The organism is Streptomyces sp. NPDC021224, assembly GCF_044332905.1.
GTDB lineage: Bacteria > Actinomycetota > Actinomycetes > Streptomycetales > Streptomycetaceae > Actinacidiphila.
In genome coordinates this window covers 461,741-480,367 of record NZ_JBIRPW010000001.1, presented here as the reverse complement: position 1 = coordinate 480,367, position 18,627 = coordinate 461,741, and the positions used below count along the sequence as shown (strand labels likewise).

The window sequence follows — 18,627 nt, the reverse complement described above, 5'->3', positions numbered from 1 at the left end:
GACGGGACGGTGCCGGGGCCTCCGGGGGTACGGCGCCCGGAGCTGGAGGTGTGCAGCGGGCGGTGCCGCCGCTCGGCGGACGCGGTCCGCTCGGGCCGCCCATGGCCCAACTCCCCGACACGGCAAGGCCGGTGGACTCCGGCGCGGCTGGCGGCGGCCTGCCGGTCGTCCAGCGTGCGGAAGCGGCTCCCGGTGGGAGCGGCCCGGCAGGTGGCGGGTCCGGCACGGCGTCCGGTTCCGCGAGCCGTGGCACGTCCGGCGACCGGCCCGGCACCGCGTCTCCCGCGGGCGGCGCGTCCGGTACGGCCCCGGGCGCGCGGAACGACGACGCTCCGGGCGGCGGGTCCGCCTCCCCGGCGGGCGCGGACGCGGTCCATGGAGGGCCTGTGCAGCGGGCGGTTTCGCCGCTCGGCAGCCGGACCCCGCTGGGTGACCTGTCCGACGCGGCGCCGATGGCGCCCGCGCCCGGGGGCGCGCCCGCGACCGCCGGGGGACTGCCGGTCGTGCAGCGCGCGGAAGGTGCCGCGGACGGCGGCCCCGGCCGGACGGCGGCGGCGGGCGGTACGGGGGCGCGGCCCGGAACGGCCACGCCCGGTGACGTCGCCGTGCAGCGCGCGGTGCCGCCGCTCGGCGGACGCAGCCCGCTCGGCCCTCCTCTGACCCAACTCCCCGACAGCGCCCAGCCGGTGGGCCCCGCCGCAGGCATGCCGGTCGTCCAGCGTGCGGAGAACGCCGCGGACGGCACGGGCCCGGCGGCTGGTGGCGGATCCGGCACCACCGCGCGCGGCGGCGACGCGACCGGCACGGCCGTCCCCGGCAACGGCGACAGCACCGTGCAGCGGGCGGTACCGCCGCTCGGCGGGCGCACTCCGCTCGGGGCTCCCGTGCCCCGACTCCCGGACAGCGCAGGGCCAACGGCCACGGCACCCAGCGGCGGTCTGCCCGTCGTCCAGCGTGCGGAAGGCACGGCCGAGGCGCCCGCCCCACCCGCCGCCGCCCCGCGTCCCCGGAGCGGTCTGGGCGCCCCCCTCCCCGCGATGCCGGCCACCGCGGAGATCCCCGGCGCGCCCCGTACCGTCCGGCGTGCCCCGGCCGCCCCCGTGCTCGGCCCGACCGACCTGCGGCCCCGTACGCCCGAAGCCCCCGCCGCCCCGGCGCGTCCGGCGAACACCGGAGCCCCCGCCGGCCCCGCCGCCCCGCTCGTCCGGCGTCCGGCTCCCACCGGCCCGCCGCCGGTCGTCGTCGCGCGCTCCCTCGCGGCAGGCAGCGGCGGCGCGCACCCGCTGACCCTCTTCCCGGCGCGGGCGCACACACCGACGCAGGACCCGACCGCCGGGCGCGCCCTCCCGCTGCTGACCGGCCGCGGCCTCACCCCCAGCACGCGTGCCCCCGAGGGCGCCGCACCGCCCCCCGCCGCCGCGGCCCCGCCCGTGGTGGCCCCGCGCTGGCCGGGCGCTCCGGGCCCGGGTGTCCCGCAGGTCCAGCGGGCGGAAACGGGCTCGGCCCCGCCGCCGCTGGTCCGGCCCGCGGCGCCGGCCGCTCCCGTACCCTCCGCCGTTCCCGGCGCGCTCGCCTCCGCGGGCGCGCCCCCCGTCGTGCCCCTGGTCCAGCCCCGCCCCACCGCACCCGGCGGGAGCGCAGGCCCTTCCAGCGCCCCGCCCGTCCCCGTCGTCCCGGTCGTCCAGCGCAGCGCCCTGAACGGCGCGGACTTCGGCCTGCCGCCGGGTGTACCGGTCACCGCCGTCCCCAAGCCGCAACGCCAGGCGCAGCCGCAGGGGCCGTCGCAGCCGGTCCAGCGCCGTACCGCGGGCCTCACCGCGGCGAACGGGCAGCCGCAGCAGCAATCACTGGCGCAGCCGCAGGCGCACGGCACCGACCCGGCCGAACTGGACGACCTGGCACGGCGGTTGCTCGAACCCGTCTCCCGGCTGCTGCGCACCGAGCTGCGCCGCGGGCGGGACCGTATCGGCCGTCCGCACGACGGCCGCCGCTGAGGGCGGGGAGAGGGAAGAGGGAGTCAGCAACGATGACGGACAGCATCTTCGCCACGAGCGTGTTCTTCCGGCTCGCCATCGGCGGCAACGACCTGGGCGCCTTCCACACGTGCTCCGGCATGGGCGCGCAGGTGGAGATGGAGAGTTACGCCGAGGGCGGCAACAACGGTTTCGCGCACCAGCTGCCGGGCCGGGTGACGTGGTCGAACATCACGCTCACCCGTCCCGTCACCGCCGACACCGCGAAGATCGCCCGCTGGCTGGACGAGACGCTGCGCCGGGTGCAGCCCAAGGACGGCGAGATCGTCGCCCTGCGGCCGGACCTGACGCAGATCATCAGCTGGCAGGTCTTCGGCATCGTGCCGGTGCGCTGGGAGGGGCCGTCGTTCGACCCGTCCAACTCCCAGGCGGCGGTGGAGACGCTGGAGATCGCCCACGAGGGTCTGCGGCCCGGCTGACCGGTCACCGCCCCTGCCGTCCAGCGCACTTGAGAGCCACCCGTCCGGAAAGGAACCCCTCGCATGTCCCCCGCGCTCCGCTCCGGCCGGACCTCGGCTCAGCTCGTCCTCATGGAGCCGCCCGCGACCGTCGGCGCGAAGCCGGGCGGTCAGATCGCCGTGCTCAACCTCCAGTTCAACCCCAACACCCTCCAGTTGCAGAAGACCAACGAGTGGCGGCGGACGCCGTCCCGGATGGCGGAGGAGTCGGCGCTGCCGGAGTTCGTGGGCAGCGGCCCGCGCACGCTGAGCCTGGAGGTCTTCCTCGACGCCACCGCCACGCACGACAACTCCGTGGAGCAGGCGGTGGAGAAGCTACTCAAGGCGTGCGTGCCGACCCCGGCGAGCCTGGGCCGCAAGAAGCCCGCGAGCCCGTGGGTGCGGTTCGAGTGGGGCACGGCCCGCACGACCTCGTTCTACGGCGTCGTCATGAGCGTCGCGGCGACGTACACGCTCTTCGACGTCGACGGCAAGCCGCTGCGGGCGACGTGCGCGCTCGCGATCGAGGAGGCGAGCGTCGACGTGCCGGGCCAGAACCCGACGTCCGGCGCGCGCACCGCCCGCAGCACGCACACCGTCGTCGCGGGCGACACCCTGGCGATGCTCGCGTGGCGGGAGTACGGCGACGCGTCCGCCTGGCGGGAGATCGCCGAGGCCAACGGCATCGACGACCCGATGGCGCTCGCACCCGGCACGGAACTGGTGGTGCCCGCGCTGCGCGGGGCCGGAGCGGAGGGCTGACGCCCGAGCTCCCGCAGTGGTCGGCCGAGGCACGAGGCCGCCCGCGGAGGGAGTGAGCAGGAAGACCGACCACAAGAGAGGAGGAAGAGGCATGAGCGAGCAGGGCGGACGGTCCTTCGCGGCGGACCCGATCGTGGAGGCGCCCGGCGAACTCCCCAAGATCTGGGCGGCGCAGCTGGTGAGCTGTGTCGTGGACGAGAACGTGGGGCTGCCGGACGCCGCCGTGCTGACCTTCCGCGACCCCGACCACGAATTCCTCGGCAAGACCGGCATCACGATCGGCACCCCGCTGAAGGTGTCGGTCGTGACGGCTTCCGGGCAGGGCCGCGAGCTGCTGTTCAACGGCGAGGTCACCGCGCTGGAGCTGGACCGCGACCGTACCGGCAGCTTCACCGTCGTGCGGGCCTACTCGCGGGCGCACCGCCTGCAACGCGGCCGCCGGGTGGCGGCCTACCGCAACATGTCGGCGTCGGCGATCGTGCGGCAGGTCGCCTCCCGCGCGGGCCTCGCGGTCGGCAAGGTCGAGGCGGCCCCGGTCACGTACAAGCAGCTGTCCCAGGCGAACGTCTCGGACTGGGACTTCCTGCAGTTCCTCGCGCACGAGAGCGGCGCGCTGGTGCGGGTCGACGACAAGGGCCTGTTGCAGTTCACCAAGCCGAAGAACGCCTCCGGCGCGCCCTCGCCCTCGACCTCCGCCGCCCGCAACCCGCTCGTCCTCGAATACGGCCGCAACCTGCTCGCGCTGCGGGCCGCGCTCACGGCCGCGGACGGCGCCGCGCAGGTGGAGGTGCGCGGCTGGGACGTGCGGACGAAGAAGCCGCTGGTCTCGCGGGAGCCGTCGGTCGTGAGCGACAGCGTCCGGCCGGGGCTCAGCCCGTCGCGCGCCTCGTCCGTCTTCGGCACCGCCAAGCTGACCGTCACCGACACCCCGTACGGCACGCTCGCCGAGACCACCGCCGCCGCCGGGGCGGCCGCCGACCAGGTCGCGGCGGGCTTCGCCGAGCTGGAGGCGGTGGCCGAGGGCAACCCGATGCTGCGCGCGGGCGTACCGGTCGCGCTCGGCAACGTCGGGGAGGCCTTCTCCGGGCGCTACACCGCGACCGCGGCCCAGCACGTCCTGGAGCCCGACCGCGGCTACCGCACCACCGTGTGGGTCGGCGCCAGCCCGGACCGCTCGCTGACCGGCCTGGTGACCGGCGCCAACGCCCCCGGCCGCGGCGCCCGCGTCCCGGGCCTGGCCACCGGCGTCGTCACGGACGTGCGCGAGCCGGAGGGCGGGCAGAACGGCGCGGTGCGGCTCACCTTCCCCTGGCTCGACGACACCTACGTCACCGACTGGGTGCGCACCGTGCAGTGGGGCGGCAAGGGCGGCGGCGGTGTGGTCAGCCCCGAGGTCAACGACGAGGTGCTGGTCGGCTTCGAACAGGGCCTGCTGGACCACCCGTTCGTCATCGGCGGCCTCTACAACGGCCAGGACAAGCCCTCCAAGCACGACGTGCCGCTCGTCGACCGCACCAGCGGCAAGCTCAACCGCCGCTCGGTGGTGTCGCGTTCGGGCCACCGGGTGGAACTGCTGGACGCGCCCACGGGCCTGAACGGTGTCCGCCTGCAGACCGGCGACGGGCGCCTCACCGTCTTCCTCGACGACCGCAACAACCGCATCGAGGTCACCGTCACCGCGTCGGCGGGCGGCGCCGCGCTCAGCTCCCTGGTCATGGACCCCGGCGGCATCACGCTGGACGCCAAGCAGGGCACGGTCAACGTGCGCGGACGGCAGGTCAACGTGGACGGCACGGCGGGCGCGCGGGTCAGCGGCGCGTCCGTCAGCGTCAAGGGCACGGCGGACGTCACCGTGGACGGCGGCGCGCTCGGCGTGCTCAAGGCCGCACTTGTCCGGATCAACTGAGGCGCGCGCATGGTGACTTGCTCGTACGCTGACAGGTGCCGGCCACCGGACGGCCCCGGCCGCACCCCCGTACCGGCCCCACCGGGCTCACGACCCCAACCGGCCCCCGGGCCGCAGGACTTCCGCGAGGAGCGACGTATGCCGGCCGCAGCCCGAACCGGTGACCCCACCGACCACGGCGGGGCGATCACCACCCCGCCGCCGCCCGCCGCAGCGACGGTGGCCCGCGTGCTGATCGGCGGCAAGCCCGCCGCCGTCGTGGGCAGCCTGCACGTGTGCGTCGTGCCGCCGCACGCCGCGCTGGGCCCGGCCGACGTCATCCTGCCCAGCCCCACCGCGCTCGCCCGCCCCGTCCTCATCGGCGGGCTGCCCGCCGCGCGGATGGGCGACCGCACGGTGTGCGGCGCGCAGATCATCCTCGGGGCGGTCAACGTGCAGATCGGAGGGGTGTGATGAGCGAGCGCTTCATCGGCCGCGGCTGGGCCTTCCCGCTGCGGGTCGGGCCGACCGGCGGCATCGCCATGGTCGAACGCGAACGGGAGCTGGAGGAGGCGATCCGGCTGGTGCTCGGCACCGCGCCCGGCGAGCGCCCGATGCGCCCCGAATTCGGCTGCGGCATCCACGAGTACGTCTTCGCGCCGGGCGACGGCGCGACCGCCGGGCGGATCGCCCAGCAGGTGCGCGAGGCGCTGGAACGGTGGGAGCCGCGGATCCAGGTGGACGACGTCGTGATCGCCTTCGACCAGATCGACGCCGGGACGCTCTACATCGACGTCCACTACACCGTCCGCTCCACCAACGACCGGCGCAACCTCGTCTTCCCCTTCTACACGATCCCGTCCGACTCCGCCGAGGACTCCTACGCGGCCCTCCCCGACGTCGTCCCGCTCGGTGAGCGGAGGGCCGGCTGATGCCCCTGCCCGCACCCAACCTGGACGACCGCCGCTTCCAGCAGCTCGTGGACGAGGCCAAGCGCTACGTCCAGCAGCGCGCCCCGGAGTGGACCGACCACAACGTCTCCGACCCCGGCGTCACCCTCATCGAGACGTTCGCCTACCTCGTGGACCAGCTGCTCTACCGGCTCAACCGGGTCCCCGAGAAGAACTACCTCGCCTTCCTCGACCTGCTCGGCATCCGGCTCTTCCCGCCTGCCGCCGCCCGCGCCGACATCGACTTCTGGCTCTCCGCCCCGCAGGACGACACCCTCGTGCTGCCCGCGGGCACCGAGGTCACGACCGTGCGCGGCGAGACCGAGGACGCGGTGGTCTTCGCCACCACCGCTGAACTGCGCATCCTCCCCTCGTCGTTGGAGCGGCTCGTCGCCGCCCCGCGCGGCGGCGAGCAGACCGACCGCACCCGCACGCTCGCCGAGGGGCGGGACGTGCCGTGCTTCCAGAGCGCCCCGCAGCCCGGCGACGCGCTGCTCTTCGGACTGCCCACCGCCGTACCGCGCTGCATCGTCGCCATCCGCCTGGACAGCCGCGTCGAGGGCATCGGCGTCGATCCCCGGCAGCCCCCGCTGGTGTGGGAGGCGTGGGACGGCGCGGCCTGGCAGGAGTGCGAGACCGGCGAGGACACCACCGGCGGGCTCAACCGCCCCGGCGAGATCGTGCTGTACGTGCCCGCCGGGCACACCGCGTCCACCAGCGGCGGCACCCGCGCCGGCTGGCTGCGCTGCCGCGTCACCGAACCCGAACCCGGCCAGCCCTTCTACTCCGAGTCGCCCACCGTGCGCGAGGCCTCCGTCTTCACCATCGGCGGCACCATGCCCGCCGAGCACGCGCAGACCCTCACCGACGTGCCGCTGGGCACCTCCGAAGGCGTCCCCGGGCAGGCCTTCCGGCTCGCCCGCCCGCCCGTGCTGCTCGACGGCGAACCGCCCGTCGTCGAGGTCTCCTCCGCCTCCGACGGCGGCGGCTGGCAGCGCTGGCAGATCGTCGAGAGCTTCGGCCGCTCCGCGCCCGAGGACCCGCACGTCACGCTGGACGCCACCGCGGGCGAATTCGCCTTCCCGCCCGCCGTGCGCGAGGCCGACGGCACCCTGCGGCACTACGGCGCGGTGCCGCCGAAGGGCGCGCAGATCCGCGTCGCCCGCTACCGCACCGGCGGCGGCCCCGCCGGGAACGTCGCCCGCGGCGCCATCTCCGTCCTGCGCAGCTCCGTCCCGTACGTCGCCCGCGTCACCAACCGCGAGGCCGCGCGCGGCGGCGTCGCCGGGGAGACCGTCGACAACGCCAAGATGCGCGCCCCGGACGCACTGCGCATGCAGGAGCGCGCCGTCACCGCGGAGGACCACGAGATCATCGCCCGCCAGGCCGCGCCCTCCGCCGCCCGCGTCCGCTGCGTGCCCGCCGGCTCCGCGGGCGCCGTACGCGTCCTGGTGGTGCCCGACGCGGTCGCGGACGAGGGCGACGACCGGCTCCGCTTCGAACAGCTCATCCCCTCCGACCAGGTGCTCGGCGCGATCACCGAAGCCCTCGACGAACGCCGCCTCATCGGCACGAACGTCGCCGTCGAACCCCCCGCCTACCAGGGCGTCACCGTCGTCGCCCGCCTCACCACCGCCCCCGGCGCCGACCCCGACACCGTCCGCGAAGCCGCCCTCGACGCCCTCTACCACTACCTCAACCCCCTCACCGGCGGCCCCGACGGCACCGGCTGGCCCTTCGGCCGCCCCGTCCAGTACGGCGAGATCTTCGGCGTCCTCCAGCGCGCGACCGGCGACGCCGTCGTCCAGGAGATCCGCCTCTTCCCCGCCGACCCCCTCACCGGCCGCCGCGGCGCCCCCACGGACCGCCTCGACGTCACCCCGGACGCGCTCGTCTTCTCCCACCAGCACCAGGTCGCTGTCGCTGCGACAGACGGGACTCCGGCATGAGCACCCGCCAGCGCGGAGGCGCGCGCTGCGCGCCGAGGGCGCGAATGGCTTGCGGGCCCGCCGTTTTCCCCGCCGGGGGCGGTGGGGCACGGGGAGCTTGCGCCTGCCGCGCCGGGTACATCAGGGGCGCGGGGAACTGCGCGAGCAACCACCCACCGGCCGGTGGTCCGGAAACGACAGCAACTGCCCCTTTGGGTCGGGATCTACCCGCGCCCCGGTGGGGGCTGGCCGCGCAGTTCCCCGCGCCCCTGGGGTTTGCCCGGCGCGGCAGCGCGAGCCTCCGCGCGCTGGGCGGTAACCGGCGCGGCAGCGCGGACGGGGAGGTCACCCGATGAGCCGAGCAGCCGTACCCGGCCTGCGGAGCAGGCACCCCATCGGCGAGCAACTCCCCGCGCTGTACGCGGACGACGACCTCGCCCAGCGATTCACCGCCGGGCTCGACGTCGTCCTCGCCCCCGTCTTCGCGACGCTCGACAACCTCCCCGCCTACCTCGACCCGCGCCTCGCGCCGCCCGACTTCCTGGCGTGGCTGGGCTCGTGGGTCGGGGCGGTGGACGACCCGCGGTGCCCGCTGGAGCTGCGCCGCGAGGCGGTCGTCCGCGCCCTGGAGCTGCACCGGCTGCGCGGCACCCGCAAGGGCCTGGTCGAGGCGCTGTGGCTGGTGCTGGGCGTGCACGCCGACGTCAGCGGCGACGGCGGCGCGACCTGGTCCCGTACCCCCGGCGCGGACCTCTCGCCGCAGGACCCGGCGGGCCCGCTCGTCCGGGTGTGGCCGGGCCGCGAGCCGCGCGTGGACGCCGAGCGCGTCCGGGAGACCGTCCGTGCGATGTGCCCGGCGCACACCGCCTGCCGGGTGGAGATCCTGCCCGGCCCGCCGAGCGAAGGGAGGTGACGCCATGCGTGCGTGTCCCGCGTGCGGGGCGTCCAATGCGCCAACGGAGGACTTCTGCGGCACCTGCGGTACGTATCTGGGCTGGTCGCAGAGCCCGGCGCCGTCGTCGTCCGCGTCACCGCCCGCGGCGGAGCCGGAGCCGGAGCCCGTACCGGAGCCGGAGCCGGCACCGGCACCGGCAGCGGCCCCGGCACCCGCCCCGTCCGACCCGGAGCCCCCGGCGGCGGCGCCCGCCGAGCAGCCCGCTCCCCCCGAAGCGCCCGAGCCCGAGGCCCCCGAACCCCGGGGAGGGCGCCTGCGGCGGGCGGCGCGCGGGGCCTCCGAGGCGGTCTCGTCGGGCGGCGCGGCCCGCGCGGCGCACGCCCCCGAGGCGGCGGAGGGCCGCGTGCGGCGTGCGGCGGACGCCCCCGACCGGGCGGAGGGCCGCCTGCGCCGGGCGACGGACGCGGCGACCGATCCCGACGCGTGGGCGGGGCGCCTGCGGCGTGCCGTGCGCGACGGCCTGTCGGGGTCCGGCTCCCACGGATCCGAGTCCCCGCCACCCCCCGCTACCCCGAGCAGTTCGGCCACCCCCTCTGCGCCGCAGGCAGATCCGCCCACCGTCCCGCAGGAGTCCGTACCCCCGCAACGTCCCGCGGCGCCCGCGCCAGCACCCGTAGCGCCCACCGCCCCGCAGGGCTCCGTACCGCCCCGGCGGCCCGCCGCGCCCGCCGCACCAGCCGCGGAGGAAGCGTCCGAGGGGGATCCCGCGCCGGTGCGGCCCGTGCTGCCCGGTCGGCCGGTCGCACCGCGCCCGGTGGTGCGCCCGCTGCCGGAGCCGGAGGAGGCCGAGGGGGAGCCCTGCCCCAACTGCGGGACGCTCAACCCGCCGGACCGCCGCTTCTGCCGCCGCTGCGCCACCCCGCTGAACCCCGCGCCCGCGCGCGCGGCCCTCCCCTGGTGGCGGACGATCTGGCCCTTCAGCCGCCGGGTGCGGGCGGGTTCGGGCCGCTTCAAGCGGCTGCTGGTGATCCTCCTGGTGGTGGCCGTCCTCGCGGTGGGCGTGTTCTTCGCCCTGCCCGCCGGACGCGGCCTGTTCGAGGACACGAAGGACAAGCTGGACGGCGCGAAGCCGGTCCGCCCGGCGCACGCCACCGCCAGCGCGCAGATCCCCGGCCATCCGGCCGCGAACACCCTGGACGGCCTCAACAACCGCTACTGGGGCGCCCCTTCGGCGGGCGCGACGATCACGTACACCTTCGCGCAGCCCATCCGGCTGGTGGACGTCATCATCACCAACGGCGCCTCCGCGACCCTGAAGGAGTACCAGGCCGAGGGCCGCGCCCTCACGATCGACCTGGACACCACCTCCAGCAGGGGCGAGACCCACCACCAGGAGCTGACCCTCGACGACCGCCCCGGCGACCAGACCTTCACGACCGGCGTCAGCGACGTCACGACCGTCCGCCTCACCCTGCGCGCCCCCGCGGGCCTGAAGAAGGGCCACCATCTGGCCCTGGCCGAGGTCGAGTTCTTCCGCCGCGGCTGAACCCCCGTGCTCCGCCGCCGATTCCGGCGGTGGAGCGCCCCGCACGTCCCCCGCGGTGGCCGAGAACACCCCCTCCCCGGAGGCCCTCTCCGTACCCTGTGTGACGGGAGAGGCACCCGATGCACCTGACCCCGGGGGGGAGTCATATGCGCAGCGTGAACCCGGAAGACCTGGAACGCTTAGCCACACTGCTGGACGGCGCGGATCCGACGAGCCTGAAGAACGCCACGGATTCCGTCTTCCGCAGAGCAGCCACCCTCAACGTCATCTCGAAACTCGCCACCCTGCGCCCCATGGCGTCCTGGGCCACCGAAACCGCCCCCGACCTCCGCCGCCGCGCCGCCCGCACCCGCCTTTCCAACGGCGACCTCTCCGGCGGCCTCCTCTGGGCCGGCTTCACCCCCGACGACCTCACGCACTACCGCGGCACCGCCCTCGACCCCGAAACCGTCCTGATCGCCGACTCCGTGGCCACCAGCGACGACCCCAACGCCTCCCTCTTCCACCGCAAACCCGGCGAAAACCTGGAAACCTACCTCGACCGCCTCCGCGCCACGGCCCTGACCAGCATCCCCGGCCTCCACCCCTTCGAGCCGGCCGTCGAGTACCTGATCGGCGCGTACGGCGACTGGACGTCGGTGGCCGAGTCCGGCGGGCACGCGGTCGCGCAGGGGACGGCGCTGGCCAGGGTGCTCGTCCACAACTCGTTCGTGAACGGCCTGGGCAAATCGTTCACGACCTGGCTGGGCCTTCGCATTCAGTCGAGTGGCAACCCAGCCGTCAGGGCGGTGGGCAAGGCGATCGAGGACTTCGCCCCGAGAGTGCGGTCGCTGTCCGCCCCGGGCACATGGTTACCCACCAAGGTCCTGGGCCCGCTCACGCGCATTCCGCAGGTGGGGGACCGCGTCGCAGATCTCGCGAACACCCGCTACGACCAGCTGCGCAGGCTCCCCTTCTTCACCGACTCCTTCCGGGGGGTGTCGGTCAACAAGGCCATCAACTTCTTCATCGGCAGCGACAAACTGGCCGGCCAGTACTCGCGGGCGACACACGCGGGGCAGGCCGTCTCCCGGGCCGCCAACGCCCGCCTCCTGAGCGTCCTCACCAACGCCTACGGTGAGACCCGCCTCGTGGCCGCCGCTCCCCGCGTGACGTCCCTGGTGCGCGGGATCAGCATCGCGGCCCGTACCTCGGGCGTGCTGCGCGGACTCGGCATCGGCACCAGCGCCGCCGCAACGGTCTTCAGCGGCCTCAACGTCATCTCCGACGGCCTCAACCCGGTCACGGCCTTCAAGCGCAAAGGGGCGGGGTACGTCGCCGACGTCGCGGAATTCGGCTTCAACGCGTCGCTCACCGCGGCTCTGGTCTCCCCTTCGCCGTTCTCGTTCGGTGCCGTCGTCGTTTTCGGCTCCGTTTACGGCGGTGCGAAGATCGTCGAACACTGGGACGACATCACCAAGGGCACGGGCAAGGCCGTCGACTGGACGGGCAACACTGCCAAGAAGGCCGGTCATGAGGTCGCCAGTGGAGCGAAGAAGACGGGTCACGAAGTGGCGAGCGGGGCAAAGAAGGTGGGGAAGGCGCTCAATCCGATGAACTGGTAGGGCACTTCCGAGGTTTTGCCGACCGCCATGGCGTTTTTTCGGTCATATGAGAAGGGAGGGCATACATGACCGACAGCTTCGAGTTCGTGCTGGAGCCCTACGACACCAAGACCGAGCGGGGTGTGACGGGGACGGTAGGCGAGTTCGGCGAGGTGAAGGTCTTTCACACGCGGGGCCGCACCATCAGGCCCGGGGACATCCTCCGTACGGAGGTGGTGAGCGGGCAACTGCCTGACACGTACCTGTCCGGGATCGGCATGGCGGGCGAGCCGTACCTCAGCAAGAAGGCCACCTTGAGCGTGGGCGGGATTCTCGCGGCGCTCTCCTACAACCCGCTGGGCCTGCGCCGCTCCGCCCGTGCGCTGTTCATCGGTCTGGCGGGCCGCGAGTACGCGTATGCCTCGACGGGTGAGGGCCACGCGGTCGAGCTGCGGCGCGGGGACGAGGTCCGGGTGGGCTTCGTGGACGGCCCCCATGTCCGTAAGACGAGTGGGCATCGCCGGTTCGGAACCGCGCACGGCCCGGTCGATGCGATGGACATGGCGTTGGCGCTGGTCTTCGAGCGGGTCGACGTCGCCTGGCTGTCCACCGGCGGCATGCTCGCGACGGCGCCGTTCCGGATGCTCACCTCCCAGAAGGACGGCGAGGGTGCCTCGTACTGAGGGGGCCTACCTGCCCCGCCCTCACTCCGGCGACGCCGGGCACCGCCCCGTGCACCGTACGAGGTCGCGAGCGACGTACGAGCCGGCGGTGTAGTAGCGCGTCACCTCGTCCGCGGGATGGGCGGCCAGGCGGGCGCGGGCGTGTTCCAGGATCGCCGCGGGCGGGAGCGCGGTGGGCAGCGGCGGGGTCTCGGCGAGCTGCCCGGCCAGCCAGTCGAGGGCGGCCTCGGCGGTGGTGAACGTGCCCGCGAGCATGCTGAGCGGCTTGCCGGGCCACTCGGCGATGACCAGGGGCGGCGCGGCGGCAGCGGGGTTGCGCGCGTCGGAGTCGCGCGGGCGGGACGGGCCGGTGTAGCTGTACGCGTGCCAGTGCGGCGTCATGTCCATCCTCTACCAGGAGGGGCCGACGACCAGGCGGTGGCCGGCCCCGAACGGGTGATGCCCCTACCGCCTGCCGCAGCCGTCCCCGCCGCCGCAGTCGGGTTCGTCGGCGGGCGGGGTCGGGTCGTCGTCGCCGGGGTCCGCCGCAACGGCCGCCGGTACGCTCATGGGAGTCACCTCCCCTCGCCTGTCGCGGTGGTGGTGTCGTGACCTCCCCGGGTCTGCCGCCAAGCTCGGCCCGGGGAGGAATTCAGAAGCCGCGCGCCCGGACCCCGACGTTGCGCCGGGCGGCGGCCCGGCACGCCCGCCAGTCCCGGCACCACACGACTTCGGCGGGCCCGTGGTCGGCGTCGATCTCATGCACCAGGTATTCGCGCGTCCCCCGCCCGCACCACCCGCACGTACGGGTGGCGCTCATGCGGAGCGCCTGGCGTCGTGGGGGCGAGGCGGCACGATGCCGTCGCGCCGCACACACGGGTTGCAGGCGTGGACAGTGCCCTCGCTCCCCGGCCGGGAGATGAGCACGGCGTCCGTTTCCATGACCCATCCTCGATGCCGGGCGCAATACCGCGTCACGACAGAATCCCCGCGATACGGCATGGCCGACCCCGGACGTACATCGAGCTTGTGTTCTCCCAAGTCGGTCGGCTGCTCACCATCGCGCCCCTTCCGGCGTCGCCATGCCCCGGGGCGAAGAGCCGCGGAGGCATCGTGCTGCCCCCCTGCGGCCGAGCCGTGCGGGCGGGCATTTCGACGCTAGGGAGAGGGGAACTCGTAAGGCCACCAGATTCTGCGAGATTCTGTGAGTCTTCACCCGCTACCCCCTTTCGTGTGCCTGTGCGGCTCAAATGCCCACTTGACGCCGCGCCAGTGCCGAGAGATGGTCGATGGAATGCCATGCAATCCACGCGGAAGCGAGGACGCAATGACCCTGCGGTTTCTAGGAGTCGACCCAGAAAGTCCCGTCGACGAATCGCCGACCATGTGGCTGCACGAAGAGAGCGGGGACCTGCTCATCCAGTCCTACGAGGCTGATGCGGAGGCTCACGCGTAGTGCGCGGAGCACCCTGCGCCCGGCCACCAGCCGGGGCTTCCTGCCGGGGAGCGCATCATTCGCCTGCCTGCCCGTATGCTCCAGTTCCTTCCCCGTCCGGATGGAGTCCAGCAGAGTGCAACCCCCGGCACGTGAGGGCCTGGCAAACGCCGTTCGGTCCGCGATCCATCTGGAGCTGCGCGACAGCTACATGCTCGACGACCCCGGGTTCGCGGCGTTCCAGCAGGGACACCGGTTGCACCTCGCTGACCGCGGGTCGTGGTGGAACGGGTGGCACGATGCCGTCGCCGCCGCCGTCGCACGGGGCGTCACCGTGCGCCGAGCCCGGGTCGTGTCAGAGCCGCTGCACCCGTACGGCCTGTACGAGTACGACCTGACGCCCGGCAACCTGGAGGCGGGTGAGGAGGTCCGCTGGCTCGGCCGCCGCCAGGCGGTCGGTTTGCTACTGCCTGCCACGGATTTTTGGGTTTTCGACGACAATACGGTGCTTTTCCATCATTTCACCGGTGAGGGGCAGCTCGCCGCAGACGGCCGCGAATACCGCACCGACCCAGCCATGGCGAAGACCCTCGGCGCGGTCTTCGGGGCGGTATGGGAGCGGGCCACGCCGCATACGGAGTACACACCAGCCACCTGACCCATGACAGCGTCCACATCATCGAGCGTGCAACGGGCCCGGCGGGTACTGGCCGACCGGTTGGCCGAGGTCCGCCGGGAAGCCGGACTCACCGGCAGGGACCTCGCTGCCGCCACCGGGTGGTACGCGTCGAAGGTCTCCCGTATTGAGCACGCCCGTACGGCCCCGTCTGCCGACGACATCAGGGCGTGGTGCAGCGCCTGCTCGGCCGAGGACCTGGCGGCCGATCTGGTCGCCTCCCTTCGCGCGGTCGAAGGAATGTGGGTCGAGTGGCGACGCATGGAGCGCAGCGGGCTGAAGCACGCCCAGGTCGCGGTCAGACCGCTGTTCGAGCGCACCGCCCATTTCCGGGCGTACTCCTCGTGGTTCGTCCCCGGCCTGATCCAGAGCCGCACGTACACGGAGGCGGTGCTCCGCGCTGTGCAGCGTCGGCGGGTGGAGATCGACGACGTGGGAGCTGCGGTGGATGCGCGAATGGAGCGGCAGCGACTGCTGCATCAGCCCGGCAAGACCTGGGCGTTCCTTCTGGAGGAGTCGGTGTTGCGTTCCGGGATAGGAGGCGTGGAGGTGATGGCCGGCCAGCTCGGCCATCTGATCGCGGTGAGTGCGCTGCCGAGTGTCAGCGTCGGCGTCATCGCCGCCGGACCGAACCGCACGCGCATGCCCGTCGAGGGCTTCTGGGTCTTCGACGCGTCCCAGGTGAGCGTCGAGTTGGTTACCAGGCACCTGACTCTTACCCAAGCATCGGAGGTCAGCCAGTATGCCGAGACGTTCGCCGAGCTTGCCGGGCACGCGGTGTACGGACCGGACGCCCGTGCCCTGATCGTCAGGGCCCTGGACGCGCTGCGGTGAAGGAGCGGAGACATCGCGGCACCTCCCCTGACTCCGACCCGGGCCCCGCCGTGGCGGAGCGACCCGTACTCGCCCTTTGCCGTTCCGGACCGGGGAGGACTTCGCGCGGTGGCGGGCCACCGGGGAGCTGGACCGCGATCCGGGGTCGGCCTACTGGGCTCCGTGGGTGGAGCTGATCCGGCGGACGGTCGCCCGTGGGGTCACCGTGCGGCGGGCGCGGATCGTGTCGGAGCCCGTCTCCCCGTACATCCGGTACGAGCACGCCCTCACCGTTGTCAACGTCGCCGCCGGCGAGCAGGTGCGGTGGCTGCCCCGCAGGCAGGCGTTCATGCTCGCGCTGCCTGGCAACGACTTCTGGCTCTTCGACGACCGCACGGTCCGGTGGAACCACTTCACCGGCGAGGGAGGCTCGGCGCCGGGCGAGATCACCGAGGACCCCGCCGCCGCCCGCCTGTGCGGGGACGCCTTCGAGGCCGTCTGGTCGCGGGCGACCCCGCACGACGCGTACGTGGTCGGACAGGCGGCCCGAAACGCGCGTCGGCAATCCCCTTGCGCAATGGTCAACAATCCTTGACCATTGCTCGCATGCCTGCCCCTGACGACGATCTCCCCGAGACCTTCCACGTCACCACCGACGAACAACTGCGCGCCGTCTCCAACCTCACGCGCCACCGGATCATGGCCGTCATCCGCTTCGAGCCCTCGACGATCACGCAGATCGCCGAGCGGGTGGGGCTCGCGAAGGGGAGTTCCAGCTACCACGTGCGGCTGCTCGAACGGGCGGGGCTGGTCAAGGTCGTGCGGACGCGGAAGGTGCGGGGGGTCACCGAGCGGTACTACGCGATGGCCGCGCGGTCGATCGAGCTGCCCGACCCGGGCGAGGGCGGGGCCGACGTGCTGATGCGGCACGCGGTCGCGGACCTGGAGGCGTCCCCCGCGGACGGCGAGCGGTACGTGCGGATGGCGCATCTGCGGCTCACGGACGAGCAGTTCGCGGAGTTGGGGGCGCGGCTGGAGGCGCTCGCGGACGAGTACCGGGCGCTGTCCGACCCCGCGCTGCCGGACACCTCGCTCGTCGTCGCGCTCTTCCACCCGGCGCGTGGGGAGGCGAAGTGAGCAGGAGCCGGCTGCCCGGCGGGTTCGGCCGGTTGTGGACCGCCCAGACGGTCTCCTCGCTCGGCGACGGCGTCACGCAGGCCGCCCTCCCGCTGCTCGCGCTCGCGCTGACCCGCGACCCGATGGCGCTCGCCGTCGTCACGGCGGCCGGGACGCTCCCGTGGCTGCTCTTCGGCGTGCACGGCGGCGCGCTCGTCGATCGCTGGGACCGCCGCCGCACGATGTGGATCGCCGACGCGGGCCGCGCCCTGCTGCTCGCGATACCGGCGCTGGCCGCCGCGTTGGACGTGCTGAGCATTCCGCTGCTCGCGGTCGTCGCCTTCCTGCTCGGGCTCGGCGGGCTCTTCTTCGACACCGCCGCCACCGCGTACCTGCCGGACCTGCTCCGCCGCGACCCCGCGCTCCTGGAGCGCGCCAACTCCCGACTGCGCGGCTCCCAGACGGCCATGTCCGGCTTCGCCGGGCCGCCCGCGGGCAGCGCGCTCCTCGCTCTCGGGCGGGCGGTGCCGCTGGTCGCCGACGCGGTGTCCTTCGCGCTGTCCGCGCTGCTCGTACGGTCGCTGCCCGCGACGCCCAAGCCCGCCGCGGAGGCCGGCGAGTCGCTGTTCCGGCAGGCGCGGGCCGGAGCGGCGTACGTCTTCAAGGACCAACTGCTGCTCGGGCTCGCACTGCGGCCCGCCGTCGGGAACATCGCGTTCCTCGCGGTGGAGACCGTCCTCCCGCTCTTCGCGCACGAACGCCTCGGCATCCACACGTACGGCTACGGCCTGCTCCTCACGGCGGAGGCCACCGGCGGACTGCTCGGCGCGGCCGTCGCCTCCTCCCTCGGCCGCCGCCTCGGCACCGGCACGGCGCTGAGCTGCACGGCCGCGCTCGAAGGCCTCGCCGTCCTGGGCCTCGCCGCCGCGCCCAACGCGTACGCGGCCGGGCTCGCACTCGCCGTCTGCGGCGCGGGCATGGGCGCGACGATGGTGCTCGCGCCCTCCCTGCGGCAGGCGGTCGTCCCGGCCCACCTGATGGGCCGCGTCGCCTCCACCTCCCGCATGCTCGCGATGTGCGCGGCCCCCCTTGGCGCCTTCCTCGGCGGCTGGCTGGCCACGGCGTACGACCTCCGCACACCGCTCTTCGCCGCGTCGGGCCTGCTCCTGACGATGACGGCGATCACGGCCTCCATGACCACCAACCGCCGGGTGGACGCCGCGCTCGCCGCCGCGGTGTGACGGCGTCGCCACGCGTGCGATGCTGTCTGCCCGGCGCAGGGGTCGCGCCTGACGGCGGAGAGGTGGGGCGGGGTGTCGCCTGACGAGTGGGTCGCCGAGGCCCACAGGATCCGCGCACGCGGAGGCTCGATCGTCGACATCGCCCGCGCGCTCCGTGCCTACGGCGAGAGTGGCGGGCGGAAGATCAACGCGGCCGCCGCTCTCGGCGCGGACTTCGACTGGTCGGTCAAGCAGAAGCTCGAATTGCTGAGCTGGACCGAGGGTGGGGTTACCGACGAGGAGCTCTTGACCTTCGTACGGTCGTGGTTCGACCCGCCCGGATCCTGAACCCGGCTGCTGCCGAGCCGAATCCGCAGGGGCTGCTTACAGCAGGTGGTCGGCCTTGCCGGACTTGATGTCCGCGATGAGTGCGCGGAGCGCTTCGTGGGTGTCGGTGAGGTAGTGGTCCTCGGCTCCGGCGACGGCGATGTACGCGTTGCCGTCCGCGTCGGTGCCTATGCGGAAGCAGTTGCTCCCGTCCTGGCAGAACGGCGCTTCCCAGGTGATGTCGGGCATCGCTCGCTCCTAGAGCAGGTGGTCGGCCTTGCCGGACTTGATGTCCGCGATGAGTGCGCGGAGCGCTTCGTGGGTGTCGGTGAGGTAGTGGTCCTCGGCTCCGGCGACGG

At 73.9% G+C, this 18,627-nt stretch carries 20 protein-coding genes; 17 read left to right on the top strand and 3 right to left on the bottom strand.

Translation table 11 applies throughout. From position 1 onward, the window contains the following. The first annotated feature begins 386 nt into the window (after positions 1-386). The 11 genes from ACH4PY_RS02115 to ACH4PY_RS02065 all read left to right on the top strand — a co-directional run bounded on the left by ACH4PY_RS02115 (position 387) and on the right by ACH4PY_RS02065 (position 12,702). Positions 387-1,994: a hypothetical protein gene (locus tag ACH4PY_RS02115; RefSeq protein ID WP_398174880.1), complete on the top strand. Its 1,608-nt coding sequence runs from the start codon at positions 387-389 to the stop codon at positions 1,992-1,994. 32 nt (positions 1,995-2,026) lie between these two features. Next, positions 2,027-2,452, top strand: a complete 426-nt coding sequence (locus ACH4PY_RS02110) for a phage tail protein (RefSeq protein WP_398174877.1) — start codon at positions 2,027-2,029, stop codon at positions 2,450-2,452. 63 nt (positions 2,453-2,515) lie between these two features. Beyond that, on the top strand, positions 2,516-3,232 hold the full coding sequence (locus ACH4PY_RS02105) for a LysM peptidoglycan-binding domain-containing protein (RefSeq protein WP_398174874.1): 717 nt from the start codon (positions 2,516-2,518) through the stop codon (positions 3,230-3,232). Positions 3,233-3,323: 91 nt separating this feature from the next. Then, positions 3,324-5,138, top strand: a complete 1,815-nt coding sequence (locus ACH4PY_RS02100) for a VgrG-related protein (RefSeq protein WP_398174871.1) — start codon at positions 3,324-3,326, stop codon at positions 5,136-5,138. A 138-nt stretch (positions 5,139-5,276) separates the two neighbouring features. Next, the gene (locus ACH4PY_RS02095; protein WP_398174868.1) at positions 5,277-5,591 is read left to right on the top strand and encodes a PAAR domain-containing protein; all 315 of its coding nucleotides are present in this window, start codon (positions 5,277-5,279) and stop codon (positions 5,589-5,591) included. Beyond that, positions 5,591-6,049, top strand: coding sequence for a GPW/gp25 family protein (locus tag ACH4PY_RS02090; protein WP_398174865.1), 459 nt, complete (start codon positions 5,591-5,593; stop codon positions 6,047-6,049). The genes ACH4PY_RS02095 and ACH4PY_RS02090 overlap by 1 nt, the downstream gene beginning before the upstream one ends. Beyond that, a complete protein-coding gene (locus tag ACH4PY_RS02085; protein WP_398174862.1) occupies positions 6,049-8,016 on the top strand; it encodes a putative baseplate assembly protein in 1,968 nt (655 codons plus the stop codon). Before ACH4PY_RS02090 ends, ACH4PY_RS02085 begins: the two co-directional genes overlap by 1 nt. 331 nt (positions 8,017-8,347) lie before the next feature. Beyond that, positions 8,348-8,908, top strand: a complete 561-nt coding sequence (locus tag ACH4PY_RS02080; RefSeq protein WP_398174859.1) for a phage tail protein — start codon at positions 8,348-8,350, stop codon at positions 8,906-8,908. A 763-nt stretch (positions 8,909-9,671) separates the two neighbouring features. Continuing rightward, positions 9,672-10,436 carry an NADase-type glycan-binding domain-containing protein gene (locus ACH4PY_RS02075; protein ID WP_398174856.1) on the top strand — a complete coding sequence of 255 codons (765 nt, stop codon included), beginning with the start codon at positions 9,672-9,674 and terminating at the stop codon, positions 10,434-10,436. A gap of 146 nt (positions 10,437-10,582) precedes the next feature. Next, positions 10,583-12,040 (top strand): PE-PGRS family protein, encoded by a 1,458-nt coding sequence (locus ACH4PY_RS02070; protein ID WP_398174853.1) that lies wholly within the window; start codon positions 10,583-10,585, stop codon positions 12,038-12,040. Positions 12,041-12,105: 65 nt separating this feature from the next. Continuing rightward, positions 12,106-12,702, top strand: coding sequence for a hypothetical protein (locus ACH4PY_RS02065; protein ID WP_398174850.1), 597 nt, complete (start codon positions 12,106-12,108; stop codon positions 12,700-12,702). A 21-nt stretch (positions 12,703-12,723) separates the two neighbouring features. Here the strand turns inward: ACH4PY_RS02065 and ACH4PY_RS02060 are convergent, their stop codons facing one another. Then, positions 12,724-13,083, bottom strand: coding sequence for a hypothetical protein (locus ACH4PY_RS02060; protein WP_398174847.1), 360 nt, complete (start codon positions 13,081-13,083; stop codon positions 12,724-12,726). Positions 13,084-13,333: 250 nt separating this feature from the next. Beyond that, positions 13,334-13,501 carry a hypothetical protein gene (locus tag ACH4PY_RS02055; RefSeq protein WP_398174844.1) on the bottom strand — a complete coding sequence of 56 codons (168 nt, stop codon included), beginning with the start codon at positions 13,499-13,501 and terminating at the stop codon, positions 13,334-13,336. A gap of 751 nt (positions 13,502-14,252) precedes the next feature. Between ACH4PY_RS02055 and ACH4PY_RS02050 the strand changes: the two genes are divergently transcribed. The 6 genes from ACH4PY_RS02050 (at position 14,253) to ACH4PY_RS02025 (ending at position 18,289) form a co-directional block, all read left to right on the top strand. Then, complete coding sequence (locus tag ACH4PY_RS02050) at positions 14,253-14,774, top strand: DUF6879 family protein (protein ID WP_398174842.1); 522 nt, start codon at positions 14,253-14,255, stop codon at positions 14,772-14,774. Positions 14,775-14,777: 3 nt separating this feature from the next. Then, the gene (locus ACH4PY_RS02045; RefSeq protein WP_398174839.1) at positions 14,778-15,626 is read left to right on the top strand and encodes a helix-turn-helix domain-containing protein; all 849 of its coding nucleotides are present in this window, start codon (positions 14,778-14,780) and stop codon (positions 15,624-15,626) included. A 76-nt stretch (positions 15,627-15,702) separates the two neighbouring features. Beyond that, positions 15,703-16,200, top strand: a complete 498-nt coding sequence (locus tag ACH4PY_RS02040; protein ID WP_398174836.1) for a DUF6879 family protein — start codon at positions 15,703-15,705, stop codon at positions 16,198-16,200. A gap of 11 nt (positions 16,201-16,211) precedes the next feature. Further along, positions 16,212-16,742 carry an ArsR/SmtB family transcription factor gene (locus tag ACH4PY_RS02035; RefSeq protein ID WP_398174833.1) on the top strand — a complete coding sequence of 177 codons (531 nt, stop codon included), beginning with the start codon at positions 16,212-16,214 and terminating at the stop codon, positions 16,740-16,742. Positions 16,743-16,753: 11 nt separating this feature from the next. After that, positions 16,754-17,962 carry an MFS transporter gene (locus ACH4PY_RS02030; RefSeq protein WP_398176022.1) on the top strand — a complete coding sequence of 403 codons (1,209 nt, stop codon included), beginning with the start codon at positions 16,754-16,756 and terminating at the stop codon, positions 17,960-17,962. 72 nt (positions 17,963-18,034) lie between these two features. After that, a complete protein-coding gene (locus ACH4PY_RS02025) occupies positions 18,035-18,289 on the top strand; it encodes a hypothetical protein (RefSeq protein WP_398174830.1) in 255 nt (84 codons plus the stop codon). A 36-nt stretch (positions 18,290-18,325) separates the two neighbouring features. Here the strand turns inward: ACH4PY_RS02025 and ACH4PY_RS02020 are convergent, their stop codons facing one another. Beyond that, complete coding sequence (locus tag ACH4PY_RS02020; RefSeq protein ID WP_398174828.1) at positions 18,326-18,517, bottom strand: hypothetical protein; 192 nt, start codon at positions 18,515-18,517, stop codon at positions 18,326-18,328. Between the last annotated feature and the right edge of the window lie 110 nt (positions 18,518-18,627).

Coding starts and splice junctions, on each gene's coding strand:
- ACH4PY_RS02110 (WP_398174877.1), top strand. CDS start 2,027: ATGACGGACAGCATCTTCGCCACGAGCGTGTTCTTCCGGCTCGCCATC.
- ACH4PY_RS02105 (WP_398174874.1), top strand. CDS start 2,516: ATGTCCCCCGCGCTCCGCTCCGGCCGGACCTCGGCTCAGCTCGTCCTC.
- ACH4PY_RS02100 (WP_398174871.1), top strand. CDS start 3,324: ATGAGCGAGCAGGGCGGACGGTCCTTCGCGGCGGACCCGATCGTGGAG.
- ACH4PY_RS02095 (WP_398174868.1), top strand. CDS start 5,277: ATGCCGGCCGCAGCCCGAACCGGTGACCCCACCGACCACGGCGGGGCG.
- ACH4PY_RS02090 (WP_398174865.1), top strand. CDS start 5,591: ATGAGCGAGCGCTTCATCGGCCGCGGCTGGGCCTTCCCGCTGCGGGTC.
- ACH4PY_RS02085 (WP_398174862.1), top strand. CDS start 6,049: ATGCCCCTGCCCGCACCCAACCTGGACGACCGCCGCTTCCAGCAGCTC.
- ACH4PY_RS02080 (WP_398174859.1), top strand. CDS start 8,348: ATGAGCCGAGCAGCCGTACCCGGCCTGCGGAGCAGGCACCCCATCGGC.
- ACH4PY_RS02070 (WP_398174853.1), top strand. CDS start 10,583: ATGCGCAGCGTGAACCCGGAAGACCTGGAACGCTTAGCCACACTGCTG.
- ACH4PY_RS02065 (WP_398174850.1), top strand. CDS start 12,106: ATGACCGACAGCTTCGAGTTCGTGCTGGAGCCCTACGACACCAAGACC.
- ACH4PY_RS02060 (WP_398174847.1), bottom strand. CDS start 13,083: ATGACGCCGCACTGGCACGCGTACAGCTACACCGGCCCGTCCCGCCCG.
- ACH4PY_RS02055 (WP_398174844.1), bottom strand. CDS start 13,501: ATGAGCGCCACCCGTACGTGCGGGTGGTGCGGGCGGGGGACGCGCGAA.
- ACH4PY_RS02045 (WP_398174839.1), top strand. CDS start 14,778: ATGACAGCGTCCACATCATCGAGCGTGCAACGGGCCCGGCGGGTACTG.
- ACH4PY_RS02035 (WP_398174833.1), top strand. CDS start 16,212: ATGCCTGCCCCTGACGACGATCTCCCCGAGACCTTCCACGTCACCACC.
- ACH4PY_RS02020 (WP_398174828.1), bottom strand. CDS start 18,517: ATGCCCGACATCACCTGGGAAGCGCCGTTCTGCCAGGACGGGAGCAAC.